The organism is Symbioplanes lichenis, from assembly GCF_030709675.1.
GTDB lineage: Bacteria > Actinomycetota > Actinomycetes > Mycobacteriales > Micromonosporaceae > Actinoplanes > Actinoplanes lichenis.
Map to the genome: position 1 here is coordinate 171,048 of NZ_JAUZQD010000018.1, position 20,846 is coordinate 191,893.

21 protein-coding genes and 1 tRNA gene are annotated in these 20,846 nt (G+C 71.3%); 11 read left to right on the plus strand and 11 right to left on the minus strand.

Features of this window, described 5'->3' with window-relative positions; genetic code table 11:
- Positions 1-165: 165 nt before the first annotated feature.
- The 3 genes from RAN62_RS35550 to RAN62_RS35560 all read left to right on the plus strand — a co-directional run bounded on the left by RAN62_RS35550 (position 166) and on the right by RAN62_RS35560 (position 1,608).
- On the plus strand, positions 166-882 hold the full coding sequence (locus tag RAN62_RS35550) for a hypothetical protein (protein ID WP_305789236.1): 717 nt from the start codon (positions 166-168) through the stop codon (positions 880-882).
- Positions 883-897: 15 nt separating this feature from the next.
- Positions 898-975, plus strand: a tRNA-Leu gene (locus RAN62_RS35555).
- Between the two features lie 117 nt (positions 976-1,092).
- Positions 1,093-1,608 carry a GNAT family N-acetyltransferase gene (locus RAN62_RS35560; RefSeq protein ID WP_305789237.1) on the plus strand — a complete coding sequence of 172 codons (516 nt, stop codon included), beginning with the start codon at positions 1,093-1,095 and terminating at the stop codon, positions 1,606-1,608.
- 86 nt (positions 1,609-1,694) lie between these two features.
- On the opposite strand, the gene RAN62_RS35565 is transcribed toward RAN62_RS35560, so the two are convergent.
- The 3 genes from RAN62_RS35565 to RAN62_RS35575 are packed head-to-tail and all read right to left on the minus strand — an operon-like array spanning position 1,695 to position 3,981.
- Entirely contained in the window at positions 1,695-2,684 is a 990-nt protein-coding gene (locus RAN62_RS35565) for an expansin EXLX1 family cellulose-binding protein (RefSeq protein ID WP_305789238.1), read from the minus strand.
- 43 nt (positions 2,685-2,727) lie between these two features.
- Positions 2,728-3,645, minus strand: a complete 918-nt coding sequence (locus tag RAN62_RS35570; protein WP_305789239.1) for an MOSC domain-containing protein — start codon at positions 3,643-3,645, stop codon at positions 2,728-2,730.
- Between the two features lie 12 nt (positions 3,646-3,657).
- Positions 3,658-3,981, minus strand: a complete 324-nt coding sequence (locus RAN62_RS35575; RefSeq protein ID WP_305789240.1) for a hypothetical protein — start codon at positions 3,979-3,981, stop codon at positions 3,658-3,660.
- Positions 3,982-4,111: 130 nt separating this feature from the next.
- Between RAN62_RS35575 and RAN62_RS35580 the strand changes: the two genes are divergently transcribed.
- The 6 genes from RAN62_RS35580 (at position 4,112) to hutH (ending at position 12,175) form a co-directional block, all read left to right on the plus strand.
- Positions 4,112-4,960 carry a MurR/RpiR family transcriptional regulator gene (locus tag RAN62_RS35580; RefSeq protein ID WP_305789241.1) on the plus strand — a complete coding sequence of 283 codons (849 nt, stop codon included), beginning with the start codon at positions 4,112-4,114 and terminating at the stop codon, positions 4,958-4,960.
- An 11-nt stretch (positions 4,961-4,971) separates the two neighbouring features.
- Positions 4,972-6,606, plus strand: a complete 1,635-nt coding sequence (hutU, locus tag RAN62_RS35585) for a urocanate hydratase (RefSeq protein ID WP_305789242.1) — start codon at positions 4,972-4,974, stop codon at positions 6,604-6,606.
- On the plus strand, positions 6,603-7,847 hold the full coding sequence (locus RAN62_RS35590) for an allantoate amidohydrolase (RefSeq protein WP_305789243.1): 1,245 nt from the start codon (positions 6,603-6,605) through the stop codon (positions 7,845-7,847). Before hutU ends, RAN62_RS35590 begins: the two co-directional genes overlap by 4 nt.
- Complete coding sequence (locus RAN62_RS35595) at positions 7,844-9,310, plus strand: formimidoylglutamate deiminase (protein ID WP_305789244.1); 1,467 nt, start codon at positions 7,844-7,846, stop codon at positions 9,308-9,310. Before RAN62_RS35590 ends, RAN62_RS35595 begins: the two co-directional genes overlap by 4 nt.
- A 151-nt stretch (positions 9,311-9,461) precedes the next feature.
- A complete protein-coding gene (gene hutI, locus RAN62_RS35600) occupies positions 9,462-10,610 on the plus strand; it encodes an imidazolonepropionase (protein ID WP_305789245.1) in 1,149 nt (382 codons plus the stop codon).
- Positions 10,607-12,175 (plus strand): histidine ammonia-lyase, encoded by a 1,569-nt coding sequence (gene hutH / locus RAN62_RS35605; RefSeq protein WP_305789246.1) that lies wholly within the window; start codon positions 10,607-10,609, stop codon positions 12,173-12,175. The genes hutI and hutH overlap by 4 nt, the downstream gene beginning before the upstream one ends.
- A 95-nt stretch (positions 12,176-12,270) precedes the next feature.
- Here hutH and RAN62_RS35610 read toward each other — a convergent pair whose 3' ends face one another.
- Entirely contained in the window at positions 12,271-12,822 is a 552-nt protein-coding gene (locus RAN62_RS35610) for a helix-turn-helix domain-containing protein (protein ID WP_305789247.1), read from the minus strand.
- A 48-nt stretch (positions 12,823-12,870) separates the two neighbouring features.
- Between RAN62_RS35610 and RAN62_RS35615 the strand changes: the two genes are divergently transcribed.
- Entirely contained in the window at positions 12,871-13,701 is an 831-nt protein-coding gene (locus tag RAN62_RS35615) for a class I SAM-dependent methyltransferase (protein ID WP_305789248.1), read from the plus strand.
- A gap of 7 nt (positions 13,702-13,708) precedes the next feature.
- Here the strand turns inward: RAN62_RS35615 and RAN62_RS35620 are convergent, their stop codons facing one another.
- From RAN62_RS35620 to RAN62_RS35640, 5 genes are all read right to left on the minus strand, one after another.
- Positions 13,709-14,665: a hypothetical protein gene (locus tag RAN62_RS35620; RefSeq protein ID WP_305789249.1), complete on the minus strand. Its 957-nt coding sequence runs from the start codon at positions 14,663-14,665 to the stop codon at positions 13,709-13,711.
- A gap of 300 nt (positions 14,666-14,965) precedes the next feature.
- Positions 14,966-15,580 carry an RdgB/HAM1 family non-canonical purine NTP pyrophosphatase gene (gene rdgB / locus RAN62_RS35625; RefSeq protein WP_305789250.1) on the minus strand — a complete coding sequence of 205 codons (615 nt, stop codon included), beginning with the start codon at positions 15,578-15,580 and terminating at the stop codon, positions 14,966-14,968.
- Positions 15,577-16,305, minus strand: coding sequence for a ribonuclease PH (rph, locus tag RAN62_RS35630; RefSeq protein WP_305789251.1), 729 nt, complete (start codon positions 16,303-16,305; stop codon positions 15,577-15,579). Before rph ends, rdgB begins: the two co-directional genes overlap by 4 nt.
- A 173-nt stretch (positions 16,306-16,478) precedes the next feature.
- Positions 16,479-17,735: a glycosyltransferase gene (locus RAN62_RS35635; RefSeq protein ID WP_305789252.1), complete on the minus strand. Its 1,257-nt coding sequence runs from the start codon at positions 17,733-17,735 to the stop codon at positions 16,479-16,481.
- 63 nt (positions 17,736-17,798) lie between these two features.
- Positions 17,799-18,545: an MBL fold metallo-hydrolase gene (locus RAN62_RS35640; protein ID WP_305789253.1), complete on the minus strand. Its 747-nt coding sequence runs from the start codon at positions 18,543-18,545 to the stop codon at positions 17,799-17,801.
- Between the two features lie 277 nt (positions 18,546-18,822).
- On the opposite strand from RAN62_RS35640, the gene RAN62_RS35645 reads away from it, so the two are divergent.
- Complete coding sequence (locus RAN62_RS35645) at positions 18,823-19,230, plus strand: hypothetical protein (RefSeq protein WP_305789254.1); 408 nt, start codon at positions 18,823-18,825, stop codon at positions 19,228-19,230.
- 320 nt (positions 19,231-19,550) lie between these two features.
- Here RAN62_RS35645 and RAN62_RS35650 read toward each other — a convergent pair whose 3' ends face one another.
- Together RAN62_RS35650 and RAN62_RS35655 are read right to left on the minus strand one after the other, a co-directional pair.
- Positions 19,551-20,516, minus strand: a complete 966-nt coding sequence (locus RAN62_RS35650; protein WP_305789255.1) for a PLP-dependent cysteine synthase family protein — start codon at positions 20,514-20,516, stop codon at positions 19,551-19,553.
- Positions 20,517-20,521: 5 nt separating this feature from the next.
- Entirely contained in the window at positions 20,522-20,836 is a 315-nt protein-coding gene (locus RAN62_RS35655) for a MoaD/ThiS family protein (protein WP_305789256.1), read from the minus strand.
- Positions 20,837-20,846 lie beyond the last annotated feature (10 nt).

A 20,846-nucleotide genomic window follows, 5' to 3' on the forward strand; every position in this document is an offset into this window, starting at 1 on the left:
CCGTCGGTGCCGGTGCCGGTGCCGCCCTAGGCCGGGCATTCCGATCCCGCCGCCGGACCCACGGCGGCCGTCATGCGGCCTGGACCCGCGCGGCGGCCGCCGTGCCACGGCAATTGCTCCATGACTAGAGTGTCACGGGTGGGAAGCGTTCGCTACACCCGGCAGATGATCGCCGAAGCCGTCCACGCCTCGACCTCGATGGCCGGAGTGCTGCGCCACCTGGGTCTTCGCCCCACCGGCGGTGCGCACGCGCACCTCCGACGCCGGATCGACGCTCTCGGCATCGACACATCACACTTCTTGGGCATGGGCCACCGGCGGGGGCTACCGAGCCGCAACCGGCGGACCGCCGACCAGATTTTGGTCGTACGCCCGGTCGCCGCGAAGAGAGAAGCGGGACACCTTCTCCGGCGGGCGCCGGCTGAAGGGGGACGGCAGCGAAATGCGACCAATGGTCCCTTCGTCATGGTCGACGACGCCGGCGAGCCGATCACTCCGGCCGTCGTCGTCCCGCCCCTCGACCTGGCGGCCCGGGAGACCGTGATCGGCCAGGTGATCAGGGGTGAGCTGGGCGCGAGTGCCGCGGGGCGGCGGCTCGGGTGCAGTCGGCACCACGTCTGCAAACTGATCAAGCGGCGGAAGGAACGCGGCACGCTCGCCGCCCGGCCACGACGCGGCCCGCTTTCCGAGGCCGACCGGCGGGCCGTGGTGACCTTTGCCCTCGAGCATCCTGAAATGGGAGACAGAGGGATCGCCAAGGCCCTCACCGGCGCCGATCGACGTCACGCCCGCGATGATCGGACGGCTGTTGGCGAAGGCAGGCTTCCCGAACAGGGCTTCGCGGGGGCAGCCGCCGACGCTGCGCTATCAGGAAGGCCCTAGAGTGGAAGCCATTGAGGGGCCGTAGCCCAATTGGCAGCAGGCACATGGTTTAGGTCCATGACAGTGCGGGTTCGAGTCCCGTCGGCCCTACCACAGGTCGCCACGACCGGCCGTCCAGGCGAGGGCTCATCGAGCCGTCCTCGCAGTGGCGGTGCACACCATCGCACCGGGGGTGCCCAAGACGGGCGGGGCGGCCGGGAGGATGGCCCGATGGCGCTGAGTTTTGTGGTCGATCCCCCGCTGACGCCGGAGCTGCGGGAGGAGATCGTGCGGCTGTGGACGGACGTGACGAACGCGGGCGGGGCGGTCGGGTTCGTGGGGCCGGTCACGGCGGAGGACGTACGGCCGGTGGCGGAAGTGGCCTTCGCCGGGGTGACGGACGGGCCGGACCATCTGCTGGCCGGGTTCGACGACGGGCGGCTGGTGGGGTTTCTCGTCGCCGTCGACAATCGGTTCGGGTTGAAGGCGCACTGGCGGACGCTCAAGCGGGTCATGGTGCGGCCGGGCAGTCAGGGGCTCGGGTACGGGGCCGCGCTGCTGCGGGAGGCCGCCGAGCTGGGGCGGCGGCTGGGGCTCGAGGGGTTGCAGGTCACCGTGCGGGACGGGCACGGGCTCGACCGGTTCTATGCGCGGGCGGGGTATGTGGAGGTCGGGCGCATCCCCGGGGCGCTGCGGGTCGGCCCCGGGGATGATCGTGACGAGCTGTTCATGTGGTTGAAGCTGTGAGGTTCGGCCGGGCTTGATCGTGCTCGCTCTGCGGCTCAGCGACACTCACCGGCGCTTGGCGGCGCTTGGCAGCGCTCACCGGCGCTTCAGCAGTGTGAGGTTGCCGTTCCTGCGGTGAGGGCGAGGTCCTGCTGGGTTTCCGCGTCCTGGGTGGCGGTCGCCTGCGGGATGGGGGCGACGGAGGTGGCCGAGGGGGACGGCGACGCGGACGCGCCGGCCGGCTTCTTCGCGGAGGCGCTGGGCGACGGCTTCTTCGTCCCGCTCGTCGCCTTCGTCGCGGCGGACGTCTTCTTCTTCGCCGCGGGCTCGTCCTGGACGGCCACGGAACCGCCGGTGAAACGTACGGACGTCTTCTGGGTCTGCTGCGGCAGCAGGTCGATGCCCTTCGCCGTGACCGTGTTGCCGTAGACGTCGGTCATCCGGATCTGGAACGGGCCGCTGCCGGCGCCCGACTCGATGAGCCAGAAGTTGTAGTCCGTGCGGGTCGCCGACTTCCAGCTGCCGCCGGAGCTCTTCGCCTCGAGCGACTTGACGGCGTTGCCGGTGTTGTCGGGCTGGACGGCGAACCAGTACTGCGACGAGCCCTCCTTGAACTCGAAGCTGATCGGGCCGACGCCGGACGGGTTGGGCACGGTCTTGTAGGTGATCGGGATGATGCCGTCGATCTCGGCGCCGATCTTCTTGAAGGCGGTGCGGCTCAGGTCGAGGTGGCCGGCGTCGCACTCGGGGCAGCGGTCGAAGACCTTGACCCGGACCTTGCCCTCGGGGCCGGTCACGTCGAGGTAGCTGCCACACGCGGCGCCGCCGGAGTACTCGTCGTTGCCGAGCGCGACGTAGAGGTCGTCGGCGGGCGGGTCGAACGAGCAGTTGCCCTGGGTGCCGGCCAGGTCGTAGAAGGTGGCCTTGCCCGACTGCTTCGAGGTGCTGGGCGGGGCGGCGCACGCGCTGCCGCCGTTCTGCAGCATCAGCGCGGTGCCGAGCACGCCGGCCAGCACGACGGCGCCACCGGTGGCGAGCCAGCGCGGGGCGAGCCAGCGGGGACGGGGGCGGCGATGGGTGGTCAGGTCGGCATCCACGTCGGAGCATCCTCCGGGGCCGCGGGCACCCGCCACAACCAACCTAAGACAGCCTTAAGACACTCTCCCCCGCCCGGATGACATGCGTCTCACCTGGCAACTCTTCCGGGATCAGATTGACACCGAAGAGCAGGCGATTGTCGACCCGCCGCACTCTGCCCAGCGTTCGCAGCGGCTCCTGCCCCCGGGCGCCACTCTCCTGATCGATCGTCGACACGACACAGCGATTGCAGCCCTCGGCCACCCGGAAGATGACATCGCCGAGCCGCACCCGCCTGCCGACCCACGAGTCCTCCTCCCACGCCGCGCCGCCCGCCACCACAACATTGGGCCGGAAGTTGACCACGGGCACCCCGGCGCCGAGGTCCGTGAGGGAGGCCTCATTGACGAGCAGCACCGGGTAGCCGTCCGCGAAGCTGACCCGGTCGCTGTCCCGGGCGTGGCGCTCGATCGGGCGTACCGTGGGGTCGGCGAGCCAGGCCAGACGGGCCGGACGCCCCAGCAGCTCGGTGAGGAAGTCCTGGGCCGGGTCGGCCAGCCGGGCGGTCAGCGGCGGCTTCGAGCTGAACACCCGGATCGTCACCTTGGGCCCGTCGACCGGCTCGGCCACGTCGAGGCCGCCTTCGAACCCGCCACGATCGCCGAAGTCGTCGCGGGCGCGGGAGCCGTCGCGGGCGTCGGAGCTGTCGCGGGCGTGGGAGCCGTCGCGGGCGTCTCGGCTGTCGCGGGCGTCTCGGCTGTCGCGGGCACTGAGCGCGGTCAGCGTGAGGCCGCCGGGGCGCGGCACCGCGCGCAGCCGGGTGAGGGCGGGCGCCTGCCGCTGCGTGATGCCGACGCCGTCCGCGTCGACCGCCATCCAGCGCCGATCGCCGGCCAGCCCCCACGGCTCGGTCACCGCCGCGTCGTGCTGCAGCCGGCGACACCCCTTGACCGGGTACGTATACAGCGCCGAGATGTGCATCCACTCAGCATTTCACTCGAACTGCCGGGCCAGCTCCCGGTGTGCCGTTGCCGCCTCCGCCGCCTGGGCCGGCGTGACGACCGACCCCGGCATGGCAGCAAGCCGCACAACCTGCTCAGCGGCCCGCTCGTGCTCGCGGCGCGCGTGCTCCCGGCACGGCAGACAGGTGACACTGCCGGGGCGGGTGGACGTCATCGCGTACGGCACCCGCAGCCCGCACCCCGTCTCCACCTCGCGCGGAGCGTCCCCCACCAACCCGAACGTGGCCGCGAGCATGTTGCGCGCAACCGCCTCACCACCGAGCCGCGCCTCGACATGGATGTGCGGATCACCCATGGCGCACCGTCCCGCCGCTACGCATGCCGGCAACGGTACGACCCGTCCGGCGTCGAGCGGGCGAAGTGTCGGTGTCAGTCACGAACGCGGGCCCTAGCGCGGTGAAAGATTTCTTGCATAAGCTGCGGGGGTGAATGACGGGACCGTCACGGAGGCCGAGCGGGTGCTCGATCTTTTTCAGGGTGCACGGCTCACGCCTACGCAGCGGAGGATCGCGCACAGTTTGGTGCAGCGGGGGCCGTCGGCTGCTTATCTTTCGGCGGCGGAGGTTGCGGAGCTGGCCGGGGTCAGTCAGCCGTCGGTGACGCGGTTCGCGATGGCGCTGGGATACAGCGGCTACCCCGCATTGCGCCGGGTGTTGCGGGACCTGGCGACGGCGCCGGCCGAGGCGCCCGACGGGTCGCAGAACGAGTTGCAACGGGCGGTGCGCGCGGAGACCCGGCATCTGGAGCGGGTGGCCGACGATCTCGCGGGGCTGGAGAGCGTACGGCGGGCTGCGGGTTTGCTCGCGGAGAGCGCGCCCCTGCCGGTGCTGGGGTTGCGTGCGGCCGCGCCGCTGGCCGCGTATTTCGGGTATTTCGCCGCGAAGGTGCATCCGGATGTGCGGGTGCTCGACGAGGGCGGGACCGCGCTGCTGGACCGGCTCGATCAGGCGCGGGCGGCCGGGGCGAGTGCGATGCTGGTCATCGCGTTGCCGCGCTATCCGCGCGAGACGCTGGTCGCGTTGCGGGAGGCCAAGGAGCTGGGGCTGAGCGTCGTCGCGCTGACGGATTCGGGGGTCAGCCCGGCGGCGGACGCGGCCGATGTGGTGCTGAGCGCGCCCGTGGGGACGCAGCTCGTGTTCGATCTGCACACCGCGCCGATGGCCATGGCGATGGTGTTGTTGCAGGCCATTTGTGACGCGGTGCCCGAGCGGGCGCAGCGGCGGCTGGAGGAGTTCGAGGCGACGGCCGCCCGCCGCCAGATTTTTCAGGGGTAGGGAGAAGCGCAATGCCGGAGATTCGTGCCGCGCGGGGCACCGCGTACACCGCGAAGGGCTGGCCGCAGGAGGCCGCCAAGCGGATGCTCATGAACAACCTCGACCCGGACGTCGCCGAGCGCCCCGACGACCTAGTCGTCTATGGCGGCACCGGGCGCGCGGCGCGGGACTGGCCGTCGTTCCACGCGATTGTGCGCGAGCTCGACGAGCTGAAGAACGACGAGACGCTGCTCGTGCAGTCGGGGCGCCCGGTCGGGGTGCTGCGCACGCACGAGTGGGCGCCGCGCGTGCTGCTCGCCAACTCGAACCTGGTCGGCGACTGGGCCACGTGGCCGGAGTTCCGGCGGCTGGAGCAGCTCGGGCTCACCATGTACGGGCAGATGACGGCCGGCTCGTGGATCTACATCGGGACGCAGGGCATCCTGCAGGGCACGTACGAGACCTTCGCCGCGATCGCCGCCAAGCGTTACCACGGCGACCTCGCCGGGACATTGACTTTGACCGCCGGGTGCGGGGGCATGGGCGGGGCGCAGCCGCTCGCCGTCACGATGAACGGCGGCGTGTGCCTGATCGTGGACATTGATCGCACCCGGTTGGAACGCCGAGTGCAGACCCGATACCTCGACACTGTTGCGGACAGTCTCGACGACGCGATTGCTCAAGCTTCGGCCGCAAAAAGCGACAAAAAGGCTAAGAGCATCGGTGTTGTCGGCAACGCCGCCGAGGTCTTCCCCGAGCTGCTCCGGCGAGGCGTGGCGATCGACATCGTCACCGACCAGACCAGCGCCCACGACCCGTTGAGCTACATCCCGATCGGGGTCGAGCTCGCCGACGCCGCCGAGTACGCGCGGACCAAGCCCGAGGAGTTCACCGACCGCGCCCGCGAGAGCATGGCGAAGCACGTCGAGGCGATGGTCGGATTCCTGGACGCGGGCGCCGAGGTGTTCGACTACGGCAACTCGATCCGGGGCGAGGCGAAGCTGGGCGGGTTCGAGCGGGCGTTCGCGTTCCCGGGCTTCGTGCCCGCGTACATCCGGCCGCTCTTCGCCGAGGGCAAGGGGCCGTTCCGCTGGGCGGCGCTCTCCGGCGACCCGAAGGACATCGCGGCCACCGACAAGGCGATCCTCGACCTCTTCCCCGAGAACGAGCCGCTCGCGCGCTGGATCCGGATGGCCGGCGAGCGCGTCGCGTTCCAGGGGCTGCCGGCGCGGATCTGCTGGCTCGGCTACGGCGAGCGGGACAAGGCCGGCGTCCGGTTCAACGACATGGTGGCCGACGGCACATTGTCCGCGCCCATCGTCATCGGCCGGGACCACCTCGACTCCGGGTCGGTCGCGTCGCCGTACCGGGAGACCGAGGCCATGCTCGACGGCTCGGACGCCATCGCGGACTGGCCGCTGCTGAACGCGCTCGTCAACACCGCCAGCGGCGCGAGCTGGGTGTCGATCCATCACGGCGGCGGCGTCGGCATCGGCCGGTCGATCCACGCCGGGCAGGTCTGTGTGGCGGACGGCACCGCATTGGCTGGTCAGAAGATCGAGCGCGTACTGACCAATGATCCGGCGATGGGTGTGCTGCGCCACGTGGACGCGGGCTACGAGTCCGCGGCCGCGTCCGGCGTCCACATCCCGATGGCGGACGCATGACCTCCTCCTCGCCCCGGGCCTCCTCCTCGCCCCGGGCCATCGACGAGCTTCGGGCCATCGACGAGCTTCGGGCCTTCGACGAGCTTTGGGAGCAGATCGCGCCCATCGGCCGCGAGAGCAAGGGCTATTTGAGGTACGCCCTCAGCCCGCCCGAACTCGCCCTGCGCGACTGGTTCCGGAGTCAAGCGGCGCTGCGCGGTCTGGAAGTCACCGACGACGGCAACGGCAACTTGTTCGCGTGGTGGGGCCCGGCGTGGGCCGACGGCGCGGTGCTCACCGGATCCCACTTCGACTCGGTGCCCCACGGCGGCGGATATGACGGTCCCCTCGGCATCGTCAGCGCGTTCCTGGCCGTCGACGAGTTGCGGGCGCGGGGCGTGACGCCGGCGCGGACGATCGGGGTGGCCGCGTTTGTCGAGGAGGAGGGCGGGCGGTTCGGCGTACCGTGTCTGGGGTCTCGGCTCTTGACCGGGGCCGTTGACCCTGACCGGGCCGCCGGGTTGCGTGATGCCGGCGGCACGACTTTCGGCGAGGCGCTGGGTGCTCGCCCGGCCGGGGCACGGCTCGACCTGGTTCGTCGCCTGTCCGCCGTGGTCGAGTTGCACATTGAGCAGGGGCGCGCCCTCGTCGGGATGCACGCGGCCGTCGGCGTGGCAAGCGCGATCTGGCCGCACGGGCGGTGGCGCCTCGACTTCACGGGCACCGGCGACCACGCGGGCACGACGCTGATGGCCGACCGGCACGACCCCATGCTCACGTACGCGTACACCGTGCTGGCCGCCAACAAGGAAGCGCGCCTGGCCGGGGCGCACGCCACGATGGCCCGGGTGCTCGTGGAACCCAATGCCACCAACGCGATCCCGGCGCTGGTCCGGGGCTGGCTGGACGCGCGGGCGGCGGACACCCCGACGCTGGACCGGCTCGTCGAGGCGATCATGAAGCGAGCCACCGAGCGCGCCGGCCGGGACGGCACCTCGGTCGCCGTCGAAGCGGAGTCGGTGTCGCCGGAAGTGGCCTTCGACACGGCCTTGGCCTCCCGACTCGCGGGGATCCTCGGCGGGGCGCCGATTCTGCCGACCGGGGCGGGACACGACGCCGGGGTGCTGTCCGCGCACGTGCCGACGGCGATGCTCTTCGTCCGGAACCCGACCGGGGTGTCGCACTCCCCCGCCGAGCACGCGCCGCACGAGGATTGCGTGGCGGGTGTCACGGCTTTGGCCGATGTGCTGGCGGGCCTGTGAGGTACCTCGCCTCGCACGCCTGGATCGACGGCCGCGTCGTGCGCGATGTGCTGCTCGACGTCCGGGACGGCCGGTTCGCCGCCGTCGAGCCGGGGGCCGCGCGGCCCGAGTCCGGCGCGGCCCGTCCTGACGCGTCTTTTCCTGACGCGGCCCTTCCCGGGGCGGCCCTTCCTGGCGCGGCCCTTCCTGGCGCGGCTCTTCCCGGAGCGGCCCTTCCTGGCGCGGCTCTTCCCGGCGCGGCGGGGGATCACGGGACGGTCAGGCTGAGCGGGCTCGTGCTGCCCGGCTTCGCCAATGCGCATTCGCACGCTTTTCATCGGGCCCTGCGCGGGCGGACGTACGACGACCGGGGCAGCTTCTGGACGTGGCGTGAGCAAATGTACGAAGTCGCCGGCCGGCTCGATCCCGATTCGTACTACGCGCTGGCCCGCGCGGTCTACGGCGAGATGGTCCTCGGCGGCATCACGGCGGTCGGTGAATTTCATTACCTGCACCACGATTCGGGAGGCCGGCCCTACGCCGATCCGAACGCGATGGGCTCGGCACTGTTGGCCGCCGCCGACGACGCCGGGATCCGCATCACGCTGCTGGACACGCTCTACCTGACGTCCAGTGTGGAGGGCGCCCCGCCCGCCGGAGTGCAGCGCCGGTTCAGCGACGGCGACGCCGACCGCTGGCTCGCGCGCGTCGCCGAACTCGGTGAGGCTGATCACGCGATCATCGGCGCGGCCCTGCATTCGGTACGCGCCGTGCCCGCTGACGTACTCGGCAAGCTCGCCGGCCGGACCCCGCTGCACATCCATCTCTCCGAGCAGCCGGCGGAGAACGAGGCGTGCCTGGCCTTCCACGGCTGCACCCCGACCGAGTTGCTGCACCGCCACGGCGTGCTCGGCCCGGGTACGACCGCTGTCCATGCGACGCATCTCACCGACCACGACGTCGAGCTGCTCGCCGCGTCCGGGACCGGGGTCTGCCTGTGCCCGACGACCGAACGTGACCTGGCCGACGGCATCGGGCCTGGTCGCCGGCTGGCCGACGCGGGTGTGCCGCTGAGCCTGGGCAGCGACAGCCACGCGGTGATCGACATGTTCGAGGAGGCGCGCGGCATGGAACTCGACGAGCGGCTGGCCACCCGGCGGCGCGGCCACTTCACGCCGGCCGAGCTGATCGCCGCCGCGTCCGCGCACACCGCGCTGGGCTGGGAGGACGCGGGGAAGATCGAGGTAGGCGCGCGGGCCGACCTGGTCGCGGTCACCCTCGATTCGGTACGTACGGCCGGCGCGGATCCGGCAGGCATCGTCTTCGCGGCCACGGGCGCCGACGTGACGGACGTGATCGTTGACGGCCGGCCCGTCGTCAAGGGCGGGCGTCACACGGCGTTCGACGTTCCCGCCGCGTTGGGCGTGGCGCTGCGCTCGCTCCGCCTCCCGGACAAGCCGCGCTCGTCCCGAGAAGGCGCGTGAGCATGCTCGCGACGAACAAAGCAAACAGCGACGGCAAGAGCATGCTTGCGATGAACAGAACGAACAGCGACGGCAAGAGCATGCTCGCGACGGACGAAACGAACAGCGCGGCAAGAGCATGCTTGCGACGGACAAAGCGAACAGTGGTGGCATGAGCGTTCTTGTGACGAACATCGGCGAACTGACCACACAGGACGGCGAGGTCGGCACGCTGCACGACGCGGCCGTGGTCGTCAACGGTGACCGGATCGCGTGGATCGGGCCGGCCGCTCAGGCCCCCGCCGCCGACGAGCGCATCGACGCCGGCGGCCGCGCGGTGATCCCGGGTTTCGTGGACAGCCACGCGCACCTGGTCTTCGCCGGGGATCGGGCCGCCGAGTTCGCGGCGCGCATGGCCGGCGAGTCGTACACCGGGGGCGGCATCCGGACGACGGTCGCCGCCACCCGGGCTGCCTCCGACGACGAGCTGACGGCTGCGGCGGGGCGGCTGGTCGCGGAGATGCGGCGGCAGGGTACGACCACGGTGGAGATCAAGTCCGGGTACGGGCTGAACGTCGACGACGAGAAACGCTCATTGCGGATTGCGCGTTCGCTCACTCCGGAGACGACGTTCCTGGGCGCGCACGTGGTGCCGGCCGAATACCTGGACCGGCCGGACGAGTACGTCGCCCTGGTCACCGGGCCGATGCTGGCGGCCGCGGCGCCGTACGCGCGATGGATCGACGTCTTCTGCGAGCGCGGCGCCTTCGACGGCGATCAGACGCGGGCGATCCTGACCGCGGGCGCCGAGGCCGGGCTGGAGCTGCGCGTGCACACCAACCAGCTGACGGCCGGGCCGGGCGTGCAACTGGCGGTGGAGCTGGGCGCGGCGAGCGCCGACCACTGCACACATCTGAGCGACGCGGACATCGACGCGCTCGCCGCCTCGGACACCGTCGCGACGCTGCTGCCCGGGGCCGAGTTCTCGACGCGGTCGCCCTATCCCGACGCGCGACGGCTGGTCGACGCGGGTGTCACGGTGGCGCTGGCGACGGACTGCAATCCCGGCTCGTCGTACACGTCGTCGATGCCGTTCTGCGTCGCGCTGGCCGTACGGGAAATGGGTCTGGCTCCGGCCGAGGCCCTGTGGGCAGCGACAGCGGGCGGCGCGCGGAGCCTGCGCCGCGACGACATCGGCGTGTTGCGCCCCGGGGCGCGGGCGGATCTCGTCCTGCTCGACGCCCCGACGTTCCTGCACCTGGCCTATCGGCCCGGTGTCCCCTTGATCCACACAGTTCTGCACAACGGAGTGCCGCAATGACCGTCACAGTCCAGCCCACGGGTCCCGCTCCGAACGTCACCGTTCAGCCCACGGGAGTCTCCGCCGCCGATGTCGTCGCCGTGGCGCGTGGCAATGCCCACGTTGACATCGCCGGAGCCGCCGTCGACGCCATGGCGCGCAGCCGGAGCATCGTCGACGGGATCGAGGCATCCGGCCGTCCCGTCTACGGCGTGTCGACCGGCTTCGGCGCGCTCGCCAACACGTCGATCGCCCCGGCGCGCAGGGCCGAACTGCAACATGCGCTCATTCGCTCACACGCGGCCGGGGTCGGCGCCCCGATGCCGCGTGAGGTGGTGCGGGCGATGATGCTGCTGCGCGTACGGTCGCTGGCCCTGGGGTTGTCCGGGGTGCGCCCCGCGCTCGCGCAGGGGCTCGTCGACCTGCTCAACCACGACATCACGCCGTGGGTGCCGGAGCACGGCTCGCTCGGCGCGTCGGGTGACCTTGCTCCCCTTGCGCATTGCGCGCTCGTGCTGCTCGGCGAGGGCTGGGTGCTCGGCAAGGACGGCGCGCGGGTGCCGGCCCCCGACGCGCTGCACGCGGCCGGTCTTTCGCCGCTTGCGCTGACCGCCAAGGAGGGGCTCGCGCTCATCAACGGTACGGACGGCATGCTCGGCATGCTCCTGCTCGCCATCGAGGACGCGGCGCACATTTTCACCATGGCGGACGTCACAGCCGCCCTGGCGATCGAGGCGATGCTCGGCTCGGAGCGCCCGTTCCTGCCGGAGCTGCACGCCATCCGCCCGCACCCGGGCCAGGCGGCGTCGGCGGCCAACATCCACCGATTGCTGCAGGACTCGGCCATCATGGACTCGCACCGGGACGACCTGGCGCACGCCGTGCAGGACGCCTACTCGATGCGCTGCGCCCCGCAGGTGGCGGGCGCGGCGCGGGACACCCTCGATTTCGTACGCCTGACCGCGTCGCGAGAGCTCGTCTCAGTTGTGGACAACCCCGTGGTGCTGACCGACGGGCGCGTAGAGTCGACGGGCAACTTCCACGGGGCGCCGCTCGGTTTCGCCGCCGACTATCTGGCCATCGCGGCCGCCGAGGTGGGCGCCATCTCCGAGCGCCGCGTCGACCGGCTCCTCGACGTCACGCGCAACCGGCAGCTGCCGCCGTTCCTGTCACCGGACGCGGGTGTCAACTCGGGGCTGATGATCGCGCAATACACGGCCGCGGGCATCGTCGCGGAGAACAGGCGGCTGGCGTCCCCGGCGTCGGTCGACTCGCTCCCGACCAGCGGCATGCAGGAGGACCACGTGTCGATGGGCTGGGCGGCGGCGAAGAAGCTGCGGACCGTGCTCGACAATGTGACAAGTTTGCTGGCGGTGGAGCTGCTTTCCGGCGTACGAGGTCTGCAGTTGCGGGCGCCGTTGACGCCCTCGCCGTCGGGGCGGGCCGCGGTGGCCGCCTTCACGCCCTTCGCCGGGACGCCGGGTCCGGACCTTTTCCTGGCGCCGGTGCTGGAGGAGGCTCGCTCGGTGGTGTCGGGGCGCACGTTGCGGGCCGCGATCGAGTCCGCCGTGGGGGCGCTGGCCTGATCTTTGTTCGAGCACGTGGGAGCGGCTCCGTCGGGTCGCCCGTCCGCCTCGATCCTGGACGTGAGTGGCGGCTGCCGTCGGGCCGCCCGTCTGCCTCAATCGTGGACGTGGGTCCGGCTGCCTTCGTGGTCGAGGACGGCGAGGATCTCGGCGGGGCCGTTGCGGGAGCCGAACGCGTGCGGCGTCATCGTCGAGAAGGAGGCCGCCTGACCGGTTTCGACCACGATGAGGCGGTCGCCCAGGATCAGCTCGACCGTGCCCGACAGGACCAGGAACCAGTCGCGCCCCGGGTGGGTCCGGGTGTCGCGGGGCGCGGGCCCGTCGACACGTACCTTGGCGACGGTCTGGTGCGGTTCGTTGGAGAGCCGCCAGACGGTCTGGTTGCGGTCCGGATTGTGCAGCGGGCGGATCACCACGTCGTCGTCGCCGTCGGGGCGGACGAGCTCGTCCAGGCTGACGCCGAGCGTACGGGCCAGCGCGGTGAGCTGGTCGAGCCCGATTCGCCGGTGACCGGTTTCGAGGCGACTGAGGGTGGAGGGGCTGAGATGACTGCGCGTGGCGAGATCGTCCAGCGACCAGCCGCGCGCGAGTCTCAGCGTCCGCAGCCGGGCCCGGACGAGACCGTCGACATCTCCGTCTTGCTTCATACGCAAGATGCTATGCCCGAGGAGCAATCCCGGCGTACGGTCGGTCGCATGAGCAATTCGCACCACCACCACGGTGACTCGACGACGATGTCCTCGGTGCTGGATCTGGACGCCGAGGTGCTCCGGTCGTACCTGGACGAGGTGACAGCTTGGATCGCGCAGCAGGCGGGTGACCGCCCGGTCCGGCACATCCTGGACCTCGGCACGGGCACCGGCGCCGGGGCGTTCGCGCTGCTCCGGCGCTTCCCGGCGGCGACCGTGACGGCCGTCGACGCCGATCCCGCGATGCTGCACAGGCTGGCCGGCCGGGCCCGCGAGCTGGGCCTTCACGATCGCGTACGCCCGGTGGCCGCCGACCTCGACGACGCTTGGCCCGACGTCGAGCAGGCCGACCTCGTCTGGGCCTCGGCCTCGCTGCACCATTTGGCGGAGCCCGTACGGGTCCTCGAATCGGTGCGAGCCACGCTGGCCCCGGGCGGGGTGCTCGCGGTGATGGAGCTGAGCGGCATGCCGTGGTTCCTGCCGGAGTCGGCGGACCCGGCCGAGCGAGCCCTGGAGGCGCGCACCCAGGAGCTGCAGGCCCAGGCCCGCGCCGAACACCTGCCGCACATGGGCGCCAACTGGCGGCACCTGCTCGAGAAGGCCGGCTTCACGGTGACCGAGCGAGTGCTGGACATCGCCGTCGACGCGCCCTTGCCGCCGGCCGGCGTGGAGTATGCGGCGGCGGTGTTCGGGCGGGTGGGCGAGCAGCTCGGCGACCGGCTGACGTCCGACGAACGCCAGGCCTTGGAGCGGCTGCTGGCCGGCCTCCGTCAGCGCGACGACCTCGTCATCCGGACCACGCGTACTGCCTTGATCGGCTCCCAGCCGGCCTCGTGAGCCGGGCTCATGCGCGCATCCATTCGCCGAGCACCTCGGAGGCGTCGTTTCGCAGGTCGGCGATCCGATATCCGGGGGCTCGGCGACGCAGCCTCCGGGCGAGGTCGTCGAGCACAGCCGCGAAGTCCTCGGCAAAGCCCCGCTTCTGCACCGGCAGATCCGCCCGCGCCTCGGCATCGGTGTAGTGGCGAACAGCAGTGCACACAACCTCGCCCCGATGCAGCGAGAACCGTCCGAGTTCGAGGCGCGGGCGCACGAACGGCTTGGCCCCGGCCACCGACACCGGCCCGGCTTCGTCATGGAAGTACTCGGCGCCCGGGGCCCGCCCGCTGGCCGGATGACTGAAGTTGAGCCGGATCCCGAGGCTGCCGAAGCCTGGTCCGTACGGCTTTCCGAGTCGCCGATCGAGCAGATCCCGCAACCGCATGAGCTCCTCGGCGAAGGGCTTGGCCTCCGCCTGGCAGCCGCCGGATCGCACCAGCCGCAAGGGGTTGGACGCCAATGGGATCCGCTGCGAGGCCAGCCCGGTCACCGGCGCGGCACCGGTCCGCTGAGCGGCGACTCGCCCCGCTTGCTGGCCGCCTCGGTCAGCATCATCGTTCCGCGCCTTCGCGTTGCCGCTCGCCAGAACCTCAGCGGTGACGCTGTCGCCGGCCGGCACGAACGTGTTGCCCAGCCTCTCCCACCGCTGGTCGCTGCCGAGCACCACCTCGAACTGCCGATTGCGCAACTGCGTGTAGAAAGCCCCGTTGATCCACCGCTCGGCGAACGCCTCCACGGGCTCCCGCTCACCCCAGCCGACTACGGCCAGCGCCTCGCAAACCCGCACCAGCCCGTTCCACTCCGCAGCGGTCCGATACTCCCGATACCGATCGAACGCGGCCAGCAGTTCGCGGGTGTCCCACCCGGAACTGGCCTCCCGCACCTGCTCAACACTCAACTCCCCGAACAGCGCCTCGACCACCGCGCCCCCTCCACCCGCCGACCATCCCCAAAGATCAACTCCGGCCGGCCCCAGAAAGACGCGGTACCCAAGACACCACCTCACCAGCGGGCATGCGAGCACGGCACACGGGCACCACGCAGGCATGCGGCTTGAAGGTCCCTCTCGGGCACTCGAGACCCGCCAGACCGCCGGAAAGGCTCAACACCACAAACCAGCCCGCCCGAACGCCAACCCCGCCCGACTGCCAGGATCCGCCCGAACATGCGGGCAAATCCGCTCAACCGCGAAGGTCCGCCCGGGCGCACAAAGCGATCCCCCTCAGCGGGGCAGCTCCTTGGCGATAACCTTGGCCAGCTCGCGGAAGGCCTTGCCCCGGTGGCTGATCGCGTCCTTCTCGGCCGGGCTGAGCTCCGCGTTGGTCCGCTCCTGCCCCTCGCCCAGGAAGATCGGGTCGTAGCCGAAGCCGCCCGTCCCCCGGCGTGCGCGCAGGATGCGGCCCGGCTGGCGGCCCTCGACCAGGTGCTCGCGCCCGTTGGGCAGGACCAGGGCGGCCGCGCAGACGAAGGCGCCGCCGCGGTGCTCGTCGGGGACGTCGGAGATCTGGCCCAGGAGCAGGTCGAGGTTGGCGTTGTCGTCGCCGTGGCGGCCCGACCAGCGGGCGCTGAAGACGCCGGGCATGCCGTTGAGAGCGTCGACGGCGATGCCGGAGTCGTCGGCCACCGTCGGCAGGCCCGTGCGGGAGGCGCCCTCGCGGGCCTTGATCAGGGCATTTTCCCCGAATGTCAGGCCGGTCTCGGGGACGTCGGGATAGTCGGGGAAGTCGCCGAGGCCGACCAGCTCCACGCCGCCGAGGCCGAGCGACGCGTCGAGGATGCGCTGGAGCTCGACGAGCTTCTTCTTGTTGCCGGTGGCCAGCAGCAGGCGGGCGCTCATGACGCCAGCGCCTTCTGCTGGGCGGCCGCCAGCTCCGCGCAGCCCAGGACGCCGAGGTCGAGCAGGTCGTCGAGCTGGCCGCGGTTGAAGATGCCGGCCTCCCCTGTGCCCTGCACCTCGACGAAGTCGCCGTCGCCGGTGCAGACGACGTTCATGTCCACCTCGGCGGCGACATCCTCCTCGTACATGAGGTCGAGGCGGGGCTCGCCCGCGATGACGCCGACGCTGACCGCCTGGATGGAGCGGTGGAGCACGGCGGCCGGCTTGCCGGCGAGGGACTTGCGGTCGGCGAGCCAGCTCACCGCGTCGTGCAGCGCCACGTAGGCGCCGGTGATCGCGGCGGTGCGGGTGCCGCCGTCGGCCTGCAGCACGTCGCAGTCGAGGACGATGGAATTCTCCCCGAGGGCCTTGAGGTCGATGCTGGCCCGGAGGCTGCGCCCGATCAGCCGGGAGATCTCCTGGGTGCGGCCGCCGACCTTGCCCTTGACGCTCTCGCGGTCGCCGCGGGTGTTCGTCGCGCGGGGCAGCATCGAATATTCGGCCGTGAGCCAGCCCAGGCCGGATCCCTTGCGCCAGCGCGGCACGCCCTCGGTGACGCTCGCCGTGCAGAGCACGCGCGTGTTCCCGAACTCGACGAGCACGGATCCCTCGGGATGCATGCTCCACCTGCGGGTCAGGGTCACGGGACGGAGTTGATCCGGCGCTCGGCCGTCGGGACGGGACATGGCAAAGAGCCTAGGCCGATGAGGAGCACTCCGCCGCGCCGGGTGCCCGTCCTGTGGATAACTTGCCGGGCCGGCTGCAGCCTGTGGATAACTTTCCGGGCCCCGCACCGATTCCTGCTAGACCTGACGCACCGAACGGCACGAAGGAGACGGCCATGAAGCAGGAATCGATGTCAGGCCCGGTTGTTGGAGGCGCTCGCCCACACGTCGGTGGCGGCGGCGATGACTGCCGGGACAGCAGGCCTGAGCGTACGAGCGGTCTGGCGGGCCGGCATCGTCGGCGGCCGCAGCGTCGGCTGGGCGCCGTGCGCGCGCAGGAATCCCTCGACGGCCTGGGGCCACCCGAAGAGCTCGGCGCGCGCTCGGGCCGCGGCGCGGCGCTCGTTCTCGGGGCGGTCCATCAGCTTGGTGACGCCGTCCGCGAAGCCGTCCGGGGTGCCCGGCACGGCCAGCCCCGCGGAGCCGACGACCTCGGGCAGGGCGCTGGCGTCGTTGACCACGACCGGCGTGCCGCAGGCGAGCGCCTCGAGAGCGGCCAGGCCGAAGGTCTCGATCGGGCCGGGCGCGACGGCGACGTCCGCGCTGGCCAGCAGCGCGGCGACCGCGTCCCGGTCGGCGATGTGGCCCGCGAAACGGACCGGCAGGCGGGCGGAGCGATAGGCCAGCGAGGTGCGCCGGGCACCGTCACCCGCGATGACGAGTACGGCGGGCACCTTGGCCGCGCGCAGGGCGGCGACCGCGTCCACGGCGAGCTCGGGGCGCTTGTCCGCGGAAAGCCGGCTGCAGAAGACGACGAGGAGCTCGTCCGGCCGGGCATACTGCTCGCGGACGGCGGGGTCCCGGCGGCTCGGGTGGAACTGGCGCAGGTTCACGCCGAGCGGGATCTCCGTCAGGTTGGGCACTCCGAGCCGGCGGAACTCGGCCGCGGCGAAGGCCGTCGTGCAGACGATCTGGTCGAAGGTCTCGGCAGTGCGCTCGTTGAGCCGGTCGGCGAGCGAGTCGCGGTGCGGCATGCCCCACACGCCGAGCAGGCCGGCCAGGCTCTCGTGGGAGACCATCATCGAGCCGACGCCGCGCTCGCGGGCCCAGCGGCCGGTCCAGCCCAGCGTGGAGCGGTCGGAGACCTCGATGCGGTCCGGGGCCAGGTCGTCGAGCAGCTTGCTGAGCTGGCGCCGGCCGGCGAGGACCCGATAGCCGCCCGTCCGGGGCAGCCGCTGACCGGGGAGCGTGATCACGCGCCCCTGCTCGGTCATCACGTCGGAGTGTTCCTTGCCCGGCACGATCAGAATGGGCCAGTGCCCGGCGCGCAGATAGCCCTCGCCGAGGTGGCGCAGGGCGGTCCGCAGACCGCCGGAGCGGGGTGAGACGAAGTTCGCCAGTCGGACGATGCGCAGTCCACGGGACCGCGCGGCCGATGGTCGACCGGTCATGCAGGGCACTCCAAGATCACTATCGAAACCCGATGGTGCGCTGGTGCCGCCCCCTCGGCAAGCTCACAGATCGTAGCGGGCGCCCGGACGGACGACCTCCACCGGACCCGCGAAAGCCGCGGTCGCCGCCTCCACAGTAGATGCCTCCGAGCCCCACGCGGGCACCAGATGGGTCAGCAGGAGCCGCCGCACATCGGCCTTGGTGGCCGCCTCGCCGGCTTCGCTGCCGGTCAGGTGCAGGTCAGGCGGGTTGGGCCGGCCGTCGAGGTAACTCGCCTCACACAGGAAGAGATCCGCGCCCTGAGCCAGGCGCAGGAGGGAGTCGCAGGGAGCCGTGTCCGACGAGTAGGCGAGGACGTGTCCGTTGTGCTCGACGCGGACGCCGTAGGTCTCGATCGGATGGTTGACGCGGTCGGCCGTCACCGTGAAGGGGCCGATCGGGAAGGTGCCGGGCTGCAGGCCGTAGAACGTGTAGACGTCGTCGACCGGCTCGTTCTCCGAGCTGTAGGCGGCGGAGATCCGCTCGGCGGCGCCCATCGGGGCATAGACCGGCAGCGGCGGCAGCGGGCCCCCGGGTGAGTAACGCCGCACGACCACATAGGTACACGCGTCGAGCATGTGATCGCAGTGGAGGTGGGTGAGCAGAATCGCGTCGACCGCATCGATCGATGCATATCGTTGGAGTGCCGTCAGGGAGCCCGATCCGAAATCGATCAAGAGCCGGAAACCCTCGGCCTCGACAAGGTAGGCGGAACAGGCCGACTCGGGGCCGGGAAAACTGCCGGCACAGCCGAGAACGGTCAGTCGCATAGGGGTCCCTCTGGTTCACGCTCGGTCGTTCACAGCACCGCCGACCGACCCCTGGCGGAGCGAGCGGAGCGGGCAATCTCGCTGCGCAGCCTACGCCGGGACCAGCGCGTCACGTAAACGTCTGATCGATTTGTCGCTAAATCGACAACCTATGTCACAGGCGCCGTGAGCTGGGTCATTTTCGGTCGCGTTACGCCTCGTGAGTCGCATCCGTTGCTCATTGTGTGAGGAGACAAGAACGGACAAATCGGAGGGCTACCCAGTGACGACTACGGACGTGGACGAAACGACGCGCGCGCGAGAGGTGAGGGCACCGGAGGTCGTCCCGTTCGGCTGGGAGCCCACCCGGTCCATCGCGCCGGACGTGTCCGACGCGGAAGCGCGCTTTCGGTTTCCGGCCGCCGACGACCCGACGCCCGGCAACCGGCGGCTGCTGACGATGTCGATCTACGCACTCTTTCTCGGCCTCGGCGGGGTCGGCATCGGCGTCCGGGGCATGGTGTCGCAGATCGGCGGCGGGGTGCCCGTCTGGTACACGGGGGTGCTCGCCCTGCTCGGCCTGGTGAGCGTGGCGCTGGCGGTGGGCGGCTACCTGTCGATCCACCGGCGGACGCTGCCGTGGGTGCTGCTGCTGGGCGCCGCGGTGCCACTGATCGCGGACATCATGCTCGCCGTCGCCTACTGACACCACCCCGCGGCAGACGTCCCACGGAGAAGCCGGCAACGGGAGAGCACGCGCGACTCCGGCCGGAACGAGGGCAACGCCGGGCGAGAGGGCGCGGCCAAGGACGGCGAGACGGCAGCGCTAGAAAAGAGGGCACGGCGGCGAGACGGCAGCGCTGGGAAAGAGGGCACGGCGGCGAGACGCCAGCGACGAAAAAGAAGGCGCGGCGGCGAGAAGGCGGCGAAGGAAAAGGGGGCGGGCCGCCAGGGGTCAGGGAAGGTCCCTGCGTCGGCGGGGAGAGCGGCGACGGGGCAGCGCGAAGCCGCCCCGTCCGGTGGGCGTCAGGCCCAGAGCTGGCCCTCGAGGGCATCCTCGGCGTCGGAGAGGGTGCCGCCATAGGCTCCGGTGGAGAGGTATTTCCAGCCGCCGTCGCAGACCACGAAGGCCACGTCGGCCGGCTTGCCCTGCTTGACCGCCTCGTGGGCGACGGCCAGGGCGGCGTGCAGGATGGCGCCGGTGGAGAAGCCGGCGAAGATGCCCTCCACGTCCACCAGCTGGCGGGTGCGCAGGACGGCGTCGCGGGTGCCCACCGAGAAGCGGCGGGACAGGACCGTGGCGTCGTAGAGCTCGGGGACGTAGCCCTCGTCGATGTTGCGGAGGCCGTAGACCAGCTCGCCGTAACGGGGTTCCGCGGCGACGATCTGAATGCCTTCGATCTTCTCGCGGAGGTAGCGCCCGGTGCCCATGAGGGTGCCGGTGGTGCCCAGGCCCGCCACGAAGTGGGTGATCGTGGGCAGGTCGCGCACCAGCTCGGGACCGGTCGTCTCGTAGTGGGCGCGGGCGTTGGCCGGGTTGCCGTACTGGAAGAGCATGACCCAGTCGGGGTGCTCCTCCGCGATCTGCTTGGCGGTGGCGACGGCCTGGTTGGAGCCGCCCGCGGCCGGTGAGAAGATGATCTCGGCGCCGTACATGCGGAGGAGCTGGACGCGCTCGGCGGAGACGTTCTCCGGCATCACGCAGACCAGGCGGTAGCCGCGGAGCTTGGCCACCATGGCCAGCGAGATGCCCGTGTTGCCGCTGGTCGGTTCGAGGATCGTGTCGCCGGGGCGCAGCTTGCCGGACTCCTCGGCCTCGCGAACCATGTACATCGCGGCCCGGTCCTTGATGCTGCCGGTCGGGTTGCGGTCCTCGAGCTTGGCCCAGAGCCGCACCGGCGGTGCCCCCTCGGGCACCGTCGGCGACAGGCGGGGCAGGCCGATGAGCGGCGTGCCCCCGCAGGCGTCCAGCAGGCTCTCGAAGCGAGCCATGACGATTACTTCCCGAGCAGGGCCGCGGCAGCGGCGAAGCCCAGGGCACCCCCGGCGACGGCCGGGAGGATCGTGACGGAGTCGCCGTCCTTGACCGGGGCCTCGAGGGCACCGAGGAAGCGGACGTCCTCGTCGTTGACGTAGATGTTGACGAACCGGTGCAGGCCACCCTCGGGGGTGATCAGCCGGCCCTTGAGCCCGTTGTGCTGGGCGTCCAGATTGTCGATCAGACCGGACAGGGTCTCACCGGAGCCCTCGACGACCTTCGCGCCGCCGGTGTAGCTGCGCAGGATGGTCGGAACGCGAACTTCGACAGCCATGATGCGGTAA